Source organism: Bradyrhizobium sp. USDA 4532 (genome assembly GCF_024171315.1).
In the GTDB taxonomy this organism is placed as follows: domain Bacteria; phylum Pseudomonadota; class Alphaproteobacteria; order Rhizobiales; family Xanthobacteraceae; genus Bradyrhizobium; species Bradyrhizobium australafricanum.
Genome location: NZ_JALJZN010000001.1, coordinates 7,457,539 through 7,472,112, shown reverse-complemented (window position 1 = coordinate 7,472,112; position 14,574 = coordinate 7,457,539). Strand labels below are relative to the sequence as shown.

Genomic DNA, 14,574 nt, shown 5'->3' with positions numbered 1-14,574 from the left:
CTCAAGCTCCCCGACCCCGGTGACCGAAAAGACCCGATGGCTTGACGACCAGCATGACCAGGACGAGCACGAACAGCGCGAGTGCGCCCTTCGAGCCACCGAGATAGACCGCAGAGAACGCCTCCGCCATGCCGACGATGAAAGCCGCGACTGTCGCACCACCGACGCTACCGAGACCGCCGAGAATGACGATCAGGAAGGACGTCGCCAGCACAGGATCGCCGATATGCGGCGCGAGCGACAGGATCGGTGTGACCAGCGCGCCGGTGAGGCCGGCGAGCCCCGTCGCCAGGGCGAAGGCAGCCGGGAACAGAATCGCGGGACGCAGTCCCTGCGCTGTCGCCACCGCGCGGTCATCGGCCAGCGCTCGCAGCGCGCGGCCGAAATCGGTGTAATAGATCAGGCCGTAGATCGACAGGATCCCGACGATGCAGACGCCCAGCACCACGAGATTCTCGATCGGCACAAAGAAGCCATGGCCGTGAATGACACCGGTCAATGGAAAGGCGAAGGCCGGAGATTGCGGTCCGAACACCACCAATATGCCGCTCGACATCATCAAATAGAGGCCGAGCGTCAGCATCAGCGTCGCCAGATGATCGTCGATCACGCGATCCAGCACGAAGCGTTCGAACAGGAATCCGAGCAGCGTGGAGCCCAGCGCCGCGCAGATCACCGCCAGCGCGTAGGGCATGCCAAGATAGGTCACCGCGGAATAGGCGAGATATCCTCCGAGAACGTAGAAGCCGCCATGCGCGAAATTGACGACTCCCAGAATGCCGAAGATCAGGGTGAAGCCGAGGGCGAGCAGCGCGTACTGCGCACCCAGGCTGATGCCGATGAGGCAGGTGGCGACAAAACCTTGCACGGAGTACCCGCTACTTGCCGCCGGCCGCTTCGACCCTGATGGTCGGTTGCAGCTTGCCTTTTTCCACGAGTCCGACACCGAACGGGAACGACAGTTCCTGGTTGATGCCGAAGAAATCCTGCCCGATCCAATGACCGGGACCGATATTGGGATCCTCAACCGGCAACGATCGCAGGGCCTCGGCAACCTTGGCCGTGTCCGAGATGGTACCGGCCTTGGCGATGGCTTTGGTTACCATGCGGGCGGCGGAGACCCACTGAAAGAACAGATTGTTTTCCGGCCGCTCGGCACCGAGCAGCTTCTTGTACTCGTCGGCGATCATTTGCACTTTCTCGTCGATGAGAACCGGCTCGTACCAATAGAAGTCCTTCAGCACCTCGTCGCCACCGGCGACGCGGGAGATTTCGGTGTATCCCGGACCGCCGAGACGTCCGATCGGTCCCTCAAAGCCAGCCTGACGCAATTGCTTCACGATGATGCCGGCGTCGCCAGGGGGCGATGAAGCGAGATCGACGGCGTCGGGCTTCGCGTTCATGATCCGGGTCACGATCGGCGCGAAATTGGTGGTGCCACGCTGATAATATTCTTCGGAAGCGGTGATGCCGGTTCTCTTGTATGCGTCGGCGTCGACGCTCGCGATATCCGTGCCACCCTGGTCGTTCGGCGCGACCAGCACCACGCTCTTCATGCCGAACTTCTGCTTGGCGATCTTGATGATCGGCTCGGCCCAGCCCGAAGGACCCGGCCCCATGTGGAACACCAGTGGCAACTGCGGCGACAGCGCATCCTTGGCGTAGCCGTTGCCCATCACCAGCATCGAATTGCGCTTGGCGATCGGCTTCACGCCGGTGAGCTCGGGCGAGCCGATCGGGCCGATGATGAATTTAACGCCCTGCCCTGCCAACGTGTTGGCTGCAGCGGCGGCGCCTTCGGCCGTGTATTTGCTGTCGATGGCAACGACGTTGACCTTGCATGGCGCCCCGTCGACCTTGATCAGGCCGTCCCGGTTGGCCTCGGCGGCGACGAGTTCGACCGCGCCGCGCAGCGCGAGGCCCCATTGCGCAGCGGGACCCGACAGAACGCCGACGACGCCGAGCGTCAATTCCTGTCCCGCCGCCATCACCGAGACATTCGAACTGGCCAGCGCAGCGCCGACGGCGATGCCAGACAACAGCAGATTTCTCCGCGTAGTGCTCATCACTCCCCCCGTAATTTGTTGCGGCTCATGCGCCGTCCACTTGTTGCGTGGAAACCCGAAGCGTTCGCCCCGGGGCCGCGCGTATCGCTCGGCGCCGGGACGCTAGGCGCGCGGAGGTCGCCTTGTCAATGAAACGTTTCATGAAAAATAGGGCAGATCAGCTATGCTTGAGATGAGCCACCGTTCTGGACATGCAATAAACATGAATAATAACAGTAATTTACCCTGTCGATCGAATGATCCATCAGAAACTCCAAACGACGCACCGCTACTGACACACCTATGCAATGAAACGTTCCACTTGAATCAACCTAACCTGCCCGTTAGCTTCCGTGACCCGTCGCGGACAGAAGACGACGGCCAAGGGGAGAAACTCGATGATGCGGTGCGCCGTGACGGCCGTGCTTGCCGTGCTTGCGATTCAGTGCAGCCAGGGAGCGCTAGCAGCTGAACCTCAGTTCAAGCTGCGGGCTTCGGTGGACACGTCGGCGACACACGGACGGACATTGTCTGCCGCCGACTACCTGAAGAAGCTGCAGGAAAAATCCGGCGGCCGGATCACGACCGAGCTGTTCCACAGCGGCCAGTTGTTTCGCGACCGCGACGTGGTGAAGGCGCTGCGTCAGGGCGCCGTCGAGATGGCGATCCCCGGCACCTGGGTGCTGACCGGCTTCGTCCCCGATGCAGACGTCTTCCAGCTGCCGGCATTTTTCGGGCAGCCCTACCCGGTGGTCTATGCTGCTGCCGACGGCAAGATCGGCGAGATCATCAACAAGCAATTCGAGAGCAAGCTCGATGTCAAATTGCTCGGCCCCTGGCTGCAGCTCGGATATCAAAACACCTACAGCACCAACAAGGCGATCCGCGACTTCGCCGATCAGGCCGGCATGAAGATCCGCAACTCCGGCGGTGCCGGACAATCGGCGCGAGCCAAGTTCCTCAATGCAACACCGAACGTCACAGCCTGGCCGGACGTTCCGCTGGCGCTCTCGCAAGGCACGTTCGACGGGCTGAGCTCGACCGATGAAAGCCTTGCCAGCGCAAAGCTCTGGGAATCCGGCGTGAAATATGGATTTGCGGATCGCGAATTCGTCGGGTTCTACGTGCCGATGATCAGCGAGAGCTTCTACAAGAAGCTGCCGCCGGATCTCCAGAAGCTGGTCGTCGACCTCTGGCAGGAGAACATCCAGGCCTACCGCAAGAGTATGGAAGAAGCTCAGACCGAGGCGCGCCACACGCTGGAAAAGAACGGCATCGTGTTCGTTTCGCCGTCCGAGAGCGCGCTCGCTGCGGTCCGCGCCAAGATGCTGCCTTTGCAGGACGGCATCGCGAAGGAGTTGCGGATTTCGCCCGCCTTGCTGCTGCAGGTGCAGGCGGATGTAACGACCGTCGGCCATTGATTGCCACCCATGATGAAGATCTGGAACGGGCTTGAACTCCTGTTGATAGGAGTTCTTGGTGCCGCCGCGCTGACGGTCGGGACCGCTCAGGTCATCGGTCGCTACGTGAACAAGAACTTCGCCTTCATCAATGGCGAGGAGGTAGTGGTCTATCTGACGGTCTGGGCGGTGTTTCTGGCGTCGAGCCAGTTGGTCCGGACCGATGGGCATGTCAGGCCCGACGTCGTGCTGCGACTGTTGCCGCCGCAAGGGCAAAGATGGGTCGAGGCATTCAACTGCTGTGTCGCGATCTTGTTTTGTGGCGGCCTGGCCTATTGCGGCTTCCAGGTTGCGTATGTCGCCCGCAGCCTCGACGAGCGCAGCATCACGGGCCTCGAATTCCCGATGTGGATCTACTACTCGGCCATCCTGACCGGCGCCGTGCTGATGCTGTTGCGCTGCGTCATCAAGCTTTATTTGCTCGTATTCCGCTTCGATCCCGCCACCATGGTCATCGCCGTTCACGATCACTGAGCGATCGACGACGTCAGCCGTCTTGATGACCGATCTGCCATCGGCAAACTGACCGTCGTGGTCCCGCATCGGGACGCTTCAGGTCCAGCAACAACGAGACCGACACGATGTGGACGATGCTTTTCCTGCTGATGTTCTTCGGGCTGCTCTGCGCGGGAATGCCGATCTTTCTGGTGTTGGGTCTCTGCGCGGCGGTCCTGTTCGGCTTCAGCGACCAGCCTCTGGTGGCGATCGCGCAGAAGATCGCCGATGAAATGAATTCCAGCACACTGATGGCCTTGCCCCTGTTCGTGATGGCCGCCGCATTCATGCGGCGCGGCGGCGTCGCCAAAGCGCTGGTCGATGTCGCGATCGCCTGGTTCGGACGATTGCGGGGCGCACTCGGTCTCGTGACGGTGGTGTCATGCACCCTGTTTGCCGCGATCTGCGGCTCCTCGGTTGCGACCGCGCTCGCCATGGGCACCATTCTGGTGCCGGCGATGATCGAGCGCGGCTATCCGCGTCATTTTGCGCTTGGCGTGGTCGGCGCTTCCGGCACGATCGGCATCGTGATTCCTCCCAGCCTGTCGCTGATTCTTTACGGACTGATCGCGGAGCAATCGGTACCGCGCCTGTTCCTGGCCGGCATCATGCCCGGGCTGCTGCAGGCAGCGATGTTCTTCGGCTGGGTGTTCTACTACTCGCACAAATACGAGCTGCCGCGCGAACCGTCCGTGCCTCGCGCCGAACTGGTGCGGATGAGTCTCAATGCCCTGCCCGCGCTGTGCGTACCTTTCATCGTGATGGTCGGAATCTACGGCGGCCTGATGACCGTCACCGAAGCAGCCGCGGTCTCGGCCACGGTGGCTCTTCTCGTCAGCCTGTTCTTCTATCGCGGCTTTAAGGTCAGCCAGACGCTCGAGGTGATCGCCGAGGCAATCAAGAGCGCCGCGACGATCATGATCATCGTCGCGACCGCTTTGGCATTCGGCCACTGGATGACGGACTCGGGCATCCCGGCCTCGCTGGTGAAGTTCACGCTCGACAACCAGCTTCATCCCTGGCAATTCCTGCTCGCGATCAACGTGCTGCTGCTCGTGCTCGGATGCTTTCTCGAGGTCGCCGCCACGCTGCTGGTGGTAATGCCGATCCTTGCGCCTGCGCTGAAACCGCTCGGAATCGATCCCGTCCATTTCGCGATCGTCTTTACCCACAACATGGAGATCGCGCTGGTTCATCCCCCGGTCGGACTGAACCTCTACGTGCTGGCCACGATTTCGACGGCGCCGGTCACCGAAGTGGTGCGCGGCGTTCTGCCGTTCCTCGGCCTGCTGCTGCTGTGCCTTGCAATCATCACCTATGTCCCACAGCTTTCGCTCTGGCTGCCCAATCTGGTCTATGGCGCGGGCTAGCAGCGCGGATCGTCTCGACGGAGAACTCGAGCATGTTATCGAAATCAATCCATTGGGCCGGCGAATTCTCCACGCTCGCGCTCCGCTACGGCAACAGGCCGGCTGTCGTCGACGCCGCCGGCACGACGTCCTATGCGGAGTTGTTCGCCAAAGCCGCCGGCGTTGCGGATGCCCTGATGCAGGCCGGGATCGGCCCGGCAGATGCCGTGGCTACATTGTTCCGCAACAGCGCCGACGCCGTTGCGGCCACTTTCGGCGTCATGCTGGCGGGCGCCGTCGAAGTCCCGATCAACCCTGCGCTGAGCAGCGACGAACGCGCTTACTGCCTCGCGGTCTCCAACGTTCGTCTGTTGATCACCGGCGCGGCCCTCGCGACCGAAAAGGCCGCCGGCGGTCCGATCATCATCGAGGTCGAAAGCATCGAACGGACCGCGTTGGATCCGGCCGCCTTTCCGCAGGTCGACGGCGACGCGCCGGCGCGTATCGTCTTCACCTCTGGTACCACCGGACGTCCGAAAGGCGCGGTTCACAGCCAGATCGGCCGCTGGACGGCCAACATATTGCTGCGGGCGAACCTGCCGTTCCGCCCGGGTGCCGGCAGCAACGTCCTGCTGATGACGCCATTCTCGCACGGCTCCTCGTTGATGACGCATGCCTATCTGTCGTCGGGTGCGGCCGTGACACTGCTCGACGGCGTCGACCCGCCGCGCGTACTTGATATCCTTGCACGCGGCGCATGCGATGCGATGTTTGCGCCGCCGACCGTGCTGGCAAAGATCGTGGCTGCCGCGGGCACGCGCCAGTTCTCGTCGCTGCGCACGATCTTCTGCGGCACGGCCGTGCTGAAGCCCACGCTCTACGCGCGCGTCAAGGAGATGTTCGGCCCCGTGGTGCGGGTGACCTATGGCAAGAGCGAGGTATTCAATCCGATCACAGTGCTTGAAGCCGAGGAGACCGAGTCCTGGTATGCATCCGGAGGCGAGGACGCCTGCGTCGGCTGGCCCGCTCCCGGTGTTGAAATCGTCATCCGCGGCGAGGACGGCCGGCCGGCCGCCATGGGCGATGGCGGCGAAGTCCTGATCCGCGCGCAACATCTGATGGCCGGATATCGCACCGCCGAGGGTTTCGTCCGATTGGCACCGAATGAATTCCACGAAACCGGCGATCTCGGCTATCTCGATGCACGCGGCCGGCTGCACCTCACCGGCCGTAGCGCCGACGTCATCAAATCCGGCGGCTACAAAGTAGCGCCGGAAGAGGTCGAACGGTTGCTTGCGCCGGCGCTGCAGCCATCGGAAGTCGCGGTGGTCGGCATTCCCTCGGACTATTGGGGCGAGGTCATTCTTGCAGCGGTGGAAAATCCCGCATCAGGCTGGGAGGAGCGCATCAATCGCGTGGTGCCGAACATGACCGACTACAAGCGTCCGCGCCTGCTGATTGCCCTCGACGAATTGCCGCGCAACGGAATCGGCAAGATCCTCCGCGGCGCCATTCGCACCGACGTGCTGTCCCGGTTCCGCATCACCGAAGGGCCGCGGCCGCGGCTCGAAAAGCGCTCCTAGTTCAGCGCGAGCGACGAAGCCGAGTTCGCGTTGCAAGCGCAGAGAATGTGGCCGCATTTCTTTACTCCGGTCGAACGCACAGCACGCCGTTTTCACGAGAACGGCACCGTCCAGCGAACGAGAAGGCTTACGTAGCGCCCCAATCGACGACCTGTCGCCATTACGTGGCGTTTGCCCCAATAGTTGGAGTCGTGATCGCCGCCCTTGGCCTTATTTCGTGGCTCATCGGACGAGTCTGCTGCGACATCCTCTCCGGTGATTGACACAGCCTGGTTCAGGACTCCCATCATCGGGACGCTGCCCTGCATTATCGCTGGATCAATCTGTCAGAGATATCGGGCGGGGTGTTGCGCGCACGCAAACGGACCGCGGCGCGGGGCTGGTATGCGTCGGGGCCTCCCACTTCGTTCCGCTACGGGACAGAAGCCCGATAGTGACTCTTCCTTTTGGCTCGACAAGCGCTGCAGGCCCGCGCTTCGCTCTCGGTCGTCTTCGAGCTCGCCCCAGTTCCATGCGAAGATAGTCATCTATCCACCGACGCGTTGCGCCGGGACGTGATCGGCAATGCATAATCCGCGTCACGAAAGTTCCAAGCTCGCCTAACGCCAAGCGTCCCTCGCCTTTGTCGTTAGCAGCCCCCGTTTGGCGCCGCCTGTTGCAGCCAAGTTACAGCAATTCCGCACGTGTCTGATAGGCGATGAACTTGGGGCTGGGCTAGTACAAGAAAGTTGGAATGAAAAAGATGAAGAAAATTCTGCTTGTCACCGCCAGCATGATCGCGCTCGGCGCGGTCGCGCCCGCTTCCGCGGCTGATCTCGCGCCGCAGCCCTACACCAAGGCTCCGCCCTATGTTGCTCCGACCCCGATCTACAACTGGACCGGGTTCTACATCGGTGGTCACGTCGGTGGTGCGTTCGGTGGCAACGACAACGTCCTCGCCCCCGGCTTCGGCGGTGGCAACGACGGTGTGTTCATGGGCGGCGTGCAGGCTGGCTATGATTATCAGTTCGCGCCGAGCTGGGTGCTGGGTCTTGAAGCCAACTATAGTTTTCTGGATACCAGTTCGAGCTTCGCCAATCGTGGCCTCGGTTCGGTAACCGGCCGCCTCGGCTACACTTGGGGTCCGGCGCTGCTTTACGTCAAGGGCGGCTATGCCTGGGCTGACACGCGCTTCTCGAACGGCTTCGGCGGCGACGGCGGCCGTGACGGCTACACCGTCGGTGCCGGTCTCGAATACATGTTTACCCAGAACTGGTCGGGCAAGCTCGAATATCAGTACTATGACTTCGGCACCGTCAACGTGTCCGATTCTCTCGGCTTTATCGGCAGCTTCCGCAACGACCAGCACACCATCAAGGCGGGCTTGAACTACAGGTTCAACCTGGGCGGCCCGGCCGTCGCCAGGTACTGATCGCTCGCTTAACTCCAAGCGACATGAGAGCTCCGGGCCAAACAAAGGCCCGGAGCTTTTTCGTTGAAACGGTGGTTTCTCCCGGATTGGAAGCCTCTAGCGCGGTCGATTGACGCACGTTGACGGGCTGATCCGTGACGACATGACGCACGACGATCAATGCGTCATGGAACTGACCTCCAAGGGACGATGGCAGCTAGCGCTCATCGGGCTGATCGAGCGCGAACACGAGGCCCGTTGCGAGCGGTTCGGCCGGGCTGGTGGATTGGGCAGGCCGGTCGGATCTGCTGCATGGGCGCCGCGCGCTGCGAGGCTTCAGCGCCGCTGCCTGATCTGCACGGCCTTCAAATAGTCGGCAACCTGCTCAGCCCAATCGGCGGGTGGCGCCACGCCTGTAACTTGCGGGCTGCGACCGCAGCCAACGCAGATCGGGTGGGTGTCCTGATCGCTCTCGAAGCTATAGGCATCCGCGCCGTCGGTAATCACGCACGGCGTCATGTCGGAGCGCTTGCGGTCGCAGCGTTTCATCATGGCCTCCGTTCCCCGGCGAGTGCTAGCCGACACACTTTGCGAGTCCAGTGCTGGATCATGAGTCGCCCACCACCGCCGAGGAAAATGCAAAGTGAAACGCATTCGATGGAACAGCAACACGCGTGGGCGTTTTGGTTGTTGATTGATTATGATGCAATCGTGACCATGGAACCGGTGCTGTTGGCACGGACTGCACATCCCATCACGAGGCGGTTGTGATCTCATTGCGTACATCGGATCGACCGAGCACGCGCATCGGCTCGGCCAATCCGAAATACTGGCAAAGACGGCTCCGGCGCGGCCCTCAGACAGCACGTCGGGGCCGTCGCTTGCGTCAGCGGAGCTTGCGAGATGGGTGACAGCCATCGAGTGCCAATGTCGGATATGCACGCGCGCGTGTTGACGCGGCGTTGAGGCGCTCAATAGCTTTGCCGGTTGGGGTGGCTTGATGCGGTGATGGCGATGTCCAGAATAGAAGTGAGCGCGGAAGAGAAGGAATTGATTCTAATGCTGCGCGAATGGAAACGCGACGTGCGCGGATTTGGGTCGGCCGAAGTTTTGATTTCACGCCAGCATGGACGCGGATGGGAAATCAGGCTTGCGCTCAACGCGGATCAAGTGTCGTCCATCGGACTGAGCTTCGGCCTGGCTTGGAATGCACTGGCGGCAACACAATTGGGTGCCTCACGATAGGCGGCATGGATTGCGCATGAATTTCGATGCAACCACGGCAACGGAACCGGTTGCGTTGGCACAAAGTGCACTTCCATCTAAGGCCGAGTGTGATCTGATCGTCGCCCGGATCAGCCGAGCCCCACAGCGCATCAAACTCGGATAGTCCGAAGCACCGGCGAAGATGGCTCCGACGTTGAAACCCCTCAGACTCACGTCGGAGCCGTCGAAAAAGGTGGCGCCAATGAAAAATCGAACCGGCACCGAATGGGCCATCATCGCCGCTGAATGCTGGCTCGCAGTGGTCGCGGTGGCGATCTTGCTGATCGCGCTACACCCGGAAGTTGGCTGATTGCGATACGCGCGGCTGTCGGGATCGAAGGGACGATTTTGGTTAGGGCTGGTGCCCAAGCGCATGACGCAAGTCGAGATTCGTCGTCGCCACAGGACGACCGCCGCAGACGAGCGAGCGGAGCATCGCCGCCCCCGTTTGGCGAGCGCCTTGATCGCGTCTACCGCTCAGGAATCCGAGAGACGGACCACGCGGCCGGCGATGCTTAAAACAGCGTCTCGAACATGCTTCAACGAGCAACCGTAGACGGAGATTCACGAGTTGCGCTGTTGGGCGCGTCGTTCGACTGTTCGGCAGCAACGATGGAACGAATCTCGTCAATCCGTCGACACGCGCGGATCGCACACTCTCTCAACTCATCGATCGATTGCGTTTCTGCCCGCGTCTTTTCAACCGCTTCGATTTGCGAATTGAGGGCTGCAAGTTCTGCCTGGAGCAGCTCGAGTAGCGATTGGTTGGAACCAACCGCCCTTTCCACTCTTTTTGCCCGCATTGTCATCCCCAAATACGGTTATACATTCGTGACACGATTCGTGGCTTCATTATGAATCACGCTGCCGAAGTGATCGTTCATTGCGTGACGCGCAATTTCGTCCGGGACCTTGAGCACGACTCATCGGCGATGGTCGAACCTCGAACGAGAACGCCCCTGATCGTGTTCTCGTATTTATCGCGACTGCAAATGCACGGCCTTTGCCAGGGCTCGCGCCGCCTCTTCCGGAGAAGCCTTGTCCGTATCGCCGTCGACCATAAGGTTAGCGGCGCGCATAGCCTCAACAGGCACCGAGCCGACAAGCGGAACAAGTGCTCGCTTCAGCCGCGCATCGGCGGCGCGCTTTGGCGCGGTGAGGATCAGCGCATCATAGGAAGGTATCGCATGCTTCGGGTCAGCCAGCACGAGCAGATCAAGCGCCGCGATACGCCCGTCGCTGGAGAACGCGGAGATGACATCGGCCTCGCCGGCCTCGAGAGCCTGGTACATGATCGTTGGATTGTACGAGCGTCGCGTTCTGAACGACAGACCATAGGCATTCCTGAGCGAGCGCCATTCCGGTCGGCCCAAAAACTCAAGGTCATCGCCGATGGTAAGTTGAGGTGCAACACGAGCAAGATCGGCAATCGAGGTGACATTTAGTTCCTGCGCTTTCTCCCGTTTCATCGCGAGAACGTAGGCATTTTCGAAACCAAGCGCACCGAGTACCGTGACGCCCTGCTCCGCTTTCATCCAGCGGACGATCTCCGCCCGCATCTCCTCGCGCGGTGGCATGTCAGTGCGACCGATAACGTTGCGCCAGAGCGTGCCGGAGTAATCGACGTAAGCATCAATGTCATTGTGAGCCAGCGCGCGAAAGGCGATAGCCGAACCGAGCCCATCCTTGCGCGTTACGCCGACTCCTTCAGCCTTCAGCCGGTCACCCATCAGGTCCGCCAGAATGAACTGTTCGGAGAAGCTCTTCGCGCCGATGACATAGGTTTCTGCTTCGTTCGAGAGCAGCGGCGCGAAACCGGCGAGCGTGCCGAGAGCAAGCCCGGCGATGCCGAACAACACACGCTTCCTGCTGCGTTCAGACGCCCCTGTCTCCACAAGACCGAGACAGAAGTCGGTGATCAGAGCAAGCCCGGCCGCGGCGATGCAGCCGAACAGCACGGAAACCCAGTTCTCGGTTTGCAACCCCGTAAAAATGTAATTGCCAAGGCTGGTTTGGCCGACGGGCGTGGAAAGCGTGGCTGCTCCAATCGTCCATACGGCTGCAGTCCGCACCCCGGCCATGATGACGGGCGTGGCGAGCGGCGCCTTGACGCGCGTCAGAATCTGCTGAGGCGTCATACCAACGCCTTCTGCCGCTTCGACGATAGCTGGACTGACGCCATTCAAACCAACCACACTGTTGCGCAAGATCGGAAGCATCGCATAGAGCGTCAATGCGATCAGCGTCGGCAGGAATCCCAGTGCGGGGATGCCGAAGCCGAAGAGCCGTGCCGTCAATGTCGAGAGCGCAAGGAGCAATGGATAGAACAGTGCGAGCAACGCAAGTCCCGGTATGGTCTGGATCAAGCTGGCGATGGCAAGCACCAGCCTGCGTAGCCATGGTCGTTCCGCTGCGAGGGCAGCCAGCGGCAGGCTGACGAGCAGTCCAAGCGCCAGCGCCGTGGCGCAAAGTACAATATGTGGTGTGAGATAGGTGGGAAGCAGGCGCCAGGCGTCGAACAACGCGTCTAATCGGGCACTGGAAAGCAGCTCTGCGCCGGCATCAGGCACGAGCAGGTCCGTTCTTGGTCGCAAGCGCGGCGATGCGTTCCGCTTGACGTCGCGGCACTTCCATCAAGGCGGTCACGTCCGGATCGTCAGAACCAGAGCCCATCATCAGAGTATGCGGCGTATCGTCGGCGAGTACGCGGCCGTTCTTCATGACGACGATTCGATCAGCCATCAGCGCAGCTTCCTGGATGTCATGGGTCACCATCAGGGTCGTCATGCCGAACCGGTCGTGCAACTCGCGGTAGGAAGAACCCAGGCTGTCGCGGGTGACAGGATCGAGCGCACCCAGCGGCTCGTCCATCAGAACAATGCGCGGTCGGGCGGCGATTGCACGCGCGACGCCAACCCGTTGGCGCTGACCTCCGGACAGCATGTGCGGAAAGCGGCTGGCGTAATCCTGCGGCAAGTCCACCATATCCAGCATCTCGGCCACCCGCGATTCGATCTCGTTCGCCTGCCAGCCACGCAATTTGAGTGTCACGGCAATGTTGTCGGCAACTCGCATGTGTGGAAACAAACCGATCCCCTGAAAGACATAGCCGATGCTCCGCCGCAGCATCGGTGGTTCGGCTTTGCTTACAGGCACTCCGTCGATCCTGACTTCTCCAACGTCAGGATCGACCAGTCGATTGATGGTCTTCAGCAGCGTGGTCTTGCCGGATCCCGAGCCGCCCACGAGCGCGACCAGTGACCCCTGCTGTACGTCGAGCGATACGTTGGAAACAGCAACACTCCGCCCCCCATCGTAGGATTTCGATACAGCATCGATCTCGATATACGGCACGGAATTAGACGGATTCGAAATCGGCGAAGCTGTCATGAATAGGGCCTCCCTGTGGACTGCAGAACTGCCAGAAAATGAGCAAGCAGGCGTCAGGGCATGATCCACTTGGATGCACAGGTCCCTGGGTCACACCCACGCCCATCTTCGGAAGGCGAACCCGTCACGGCTCCAACGCGACCTGCAGGCCGTCGTCGCCCTCAACATGGACATAACGGGGTCCGATCGGACGCCCCCTGCCGCTGGCAACAGTAACAATGTCTTCCAGGGGAGCGGCGCGCGCATCCGCCTCAGGCCGGGACAACATCAGATCGGCGTGAAACAGCCCTTCCGACTCAAGACCGGTAGCATCGATGCCAAGAGCCGCCAGGCTTGCCAAGCAACTTTCAAACTCTTCAGCATCGCGAAAACGACGCTGGATAAAAGTCGCGCCGGCAAGACGCTCCGTCACAAGGCCACGCTTCGCGAACGTCGCGGCTAGAGAATCGAACGGGAACATTCGTAGCACGAACGAAATGATCCATGGACGCTTCTCCGTCGCATCGAGAATCTTGCTGAACGTCTTCTCGGTGACGTAACCGATGCACCCAGTCGACATGATGACATCCGCGGATCGGACAAGATGCGCACTGCCCGCCGAGAGCGCCTCCGTTTCAAGATCTGCGACAATGCCCTGCTCAAGCAGACCTACACCCGTCGCATACCTTATCGCCGGCGCCGATACATCGAGACCGATAAATCGCGCGAGACCGACATCCGGCCAAGCCGAATAAAAATTGCGATCGAGGCGCACCAATGTCTCAGAACCGATCGCCCTCATCTCGCGTCGGGCGTAGCGATGGCGCAAGCCCCCGAAAGTCAGTGGAAACCGATGCACCGCTGCGTTGATTCCGTATGAACAGCCAACATCAAGTACGGTCGGCTTAGCGCCGGTTTCTGAAACCTTCGCTGCCAGAATTTGGCGCACAACCGGCTCAGCCACGTCCGGGATCATGTAATCCAAATCTCCCAGGACAGAGAAATACGCCCTGGGATCATCCAGGGCATAAATATCATCGAAGACGGCCTTGGACTGATTGATGCGCGAAAAATGTGTTTGCAACCCGGTCTCCTATTTCAACTTACAAGCCACTCGACGGCTGCTGCGTTCAAGTGCTTGATGCCTTATTGCAGAGATTGACCGACGCACAAACCTATTGCGCTTTTTTCAACCTCGCTTCGTGGAACTGCGCTGAGCACTGATGCGCACGCGCGTATAACGCCGCCTCCTTTTCGAGACCATCGCCGGTTGGGGCGGCTTGATCTGCGGTCAGGATGATGTCGAAAATGCCAGTCGCTCTGGCAGAGAAAAGGATCAACTCTGGTGCTGCACGAATCAAAGCGTGCGGGCAGCCGGCCCCGATAGTCGACAATGCTGGTCAGGCACGGACGCGACGGTTGGGAAATCACGCTCACGTTGCGTGCCCGGTGGCGCCAGTCGCGGCACCGAAGAACATCTCGCAGAAGCATGGAACGCACTCGCGCCAGCACAGTTGCCGACAACAGGTTGAGACCGTGCCAATAGGAAGGCCGCTCAGATGGGAACGATTGGCCCGCGTAGTTGGCCGATGGATCGAACTCGGTCTACGGACAAGG

12 protein-coding genes are annotated in these 14,574 nt (G+C 60.9%); 6 read left to right on the top strand and 6 right to left on the bottom strand.

What is annotated here, in order from left to right:
• Window position 1: 1 nt before the first annotated feature.
• Window positions 2-868 (bottom strand): branched-chain amino acid ABC transporter permease, encoded by an 867-nt coding sequence (locus J2R76_RS34515; protein WP_253625492.1) that lies wholly within the window; start codon window positions 866-868, stop codon window positions 2-4.
• A 10-nt stretch (window positions 869-878) separates the two neighbouring features.
• A complete protein-coding gene (locus tag J2R76_RS34510; protein WP_253625491.1) occupies window positions 879-2,039 on the bottom strand; it encodes an ABC transporter substrate-binding protein in 1,161 nt (386 codons plus the stop codon).
• Window positions 2,040-2,443: 404 nt separating this feature from the next.
• Between J2R76_RS34510 and dctP the strand changes: the two genes are divergently transcribed.
• The 5 genes from dctP to J2R76_RS34485 all read left to right on the top strand — a co-directional run bounded on the left by dctP (window position 2,444) and on the right by J2R76_RS34485 (window position 8,343).
• On the top strand, window positions 2,444-3,466 hold the full coding sequence (gene dctP, locus J2R76_RS34505; RefSeq protein WP_253625490.1) for a TRAP transporter substrate-binding protein DctP: 1,023 nt from the start codon (window positions 2,444-2,446) through the stop codon (window positions 3,464-3,466).
• Window positions 3,467-3,475: 9 nt separating this feature from the next.
• Window positions 3,476-3,979, top strand: a complete 504-nt coding sequence (locus J2R76_RS34500; protein WP_253625489.1) for a TRAP transporter small permease — start codon at window positions 3,476-3,478, stop codon at window positions 3,977-3,979.
• A gap of 107 nt (window positions 3,980-4,086) precedes the next feature.
• Window positions 4,087-5,370, top strand: a complete 1,284-nt coding sequence (locus J2R76_RS34495) for a TRAP transporter large permease (protein ID WP_253589162.1) — start codon at window positions 4,087-4,089, stop codon at window positions 5,368-5,370.
• Window positions 5,371-5,402: 32 nt separating this feature from the next.
• Window positions 5,403-6,932, top strand: a complete 1,530-nt coding sequence (locus tag J2R76_RS34490; protein WP_253625488.1) for a class I adenylate-forming enzyme family protein — start codon at window positions 5,403-5,405, stop codon at window positions 6,930-6,932.
• Between the two features lie 742 nt (window positions 6,933-7,674).
• A complete protein-coding gene (locus J2R76_RS34485) occupies window positions 7,675-8,343 on the top strand; it encodes an outer membrane protein (RefSeq protein WP_057017476.1) in 669 nt (222 codons plus the stop codon).
• A gap of 315 nt (window positions 8,344-8,658) precedes the next feature.
• Here J2R76_RS34485 and J2R76_RS34480 read toward each other — a convergent pair whose 3' ends face one another.
• Window positions 8,659-8,874, bottom strand: a complete 216-nt coding sequence (locus J2R76_RS34480) for a hypothetical protein (RefSeq protein WP_253606941.1) — start codon at window positions 8,872-8,874, stop codon at window positions 8,659-8,661.
• Between the two features lie 456 nt (window positions 8,875-9,330).
• Between J2R76_RS34480 and J2R76_RS34475 the strand changes: the two genes are divergently transcribed.
• Window positions 9,331-9,567: a hypothetical protein gene (locus J2R76_RS34475; protein ID WP_253625487.1), complete on the top strand. Its 237-nt coding sequence runs from the start codon at window positions 9,331-9,333 to the stop codon at window positions 9,565-9,567.
• A gap of 998 nt (window positions 9,568-10,565) precedes the next feature.
• Here J2R76_RS34475 and J2R76_RS34470 read toward each other — a convergent pair.
• The 3 genes from J2R76_RS34470 to J2R76_RS34460 form a co-directional block, all read right to left on the bottom strand.
• Window positions 10,566-12,110 carry an ABC transporter permease/substrate-binding protein gene (locus tag J2R76_RS34470; RefSeq protein WP_253626113.1) on the bottom strand — a complete coding sequence of 515 codons (1,545 nt, stop codon included), beginning with the start codon at window positions 12,108-12,110 and terminating at the stop codon, window positions 10,566-10,568.
• 40 nt (window positions 12,111-12,150) lie between these two features.
• Window positions 12,151-12,978 carry an ATP-binding cassette domain-containing protein gene (locus J2R76_RS34465; protein WP_168855306.1) on the bottom strand — a complete coding sequence of 276 codons (828 nt, stop codon included), beginning with the start codon at window positions 12,976-12,978 and terminating at the stop codon, window positions 12,151-12,153.
• 124 nt (window positions 12,979-13,102) lie between these two features.
• Window positions 13,103-14,041 (bottom strand): class I SAM-dependent methyltransferase, encoded by a 939-nt coding sequence (locus J2R76_RS34460; protein ID WP_253625486.1) that lies wholly within the window; start codon window positions 14,039-14,041, stop codon window positions 13,103-13,105.
• Between the last annotated feature and the right edge of the window lie 533 nt (window positions 14,042-14,574).

Coding starts and splice junctions, on each gene's coding strand:
- dctP (WP_253625490.1), top strand. CDS start 2,444: ATGATGCGGTGCGCCGTGACGGCCGTGCTTGCCGTGCTTGCGATTCAG.
- J2R76_RS34500 (WP_253625489.1), top strand. CDS start 3,476: ATGATGAAGATCTGGAACGGGCTTGAACTCCTGTTGATAGGAGTTCTT.
- J2R76_RS34495 (WP_253589162.1), top strand. CDS start 4,087: ATGTGGACGATGCTTTTCCTGCTGATGTTCTTCGGGCTGCTCTGCGCG.
- J2R76_RS34490 (WP_253625488.1), top strand. CDS start 5,403: ATGTTATCGAAATCAATCCATTGGGCCGGCGAATTCTCCACGCTCGCG.
- J2R76_RS34485 (WP_057017476.1), top strand. CDS start 7,675: ATGAAGAAAATTCTGCTTGTCACCGCCAGCATGATCGCGCTCGGCGCG.
- J2R76_RS34480 (WP_253606941.1), bottom strand. CDS start 8,874: ATGATGAAACGCTGCGACCGCAAGCGCTCCGACATGACGCCGTGCGTG.
- J2R76_RS34475 (WP_253625487.1), top strand. CDS start 9,331: ATGGCGATGTCCAGAATAGAAGTGAGCGCGGAAGAGAAGGAATTGATT.
- J2R76_RS34465 (WP_168855306.1), bottom strand. CDS start 12,978: ATGACAGCTTCGCCGATTTCGAATCCGTCTAATTCCGTGCCGTATATC.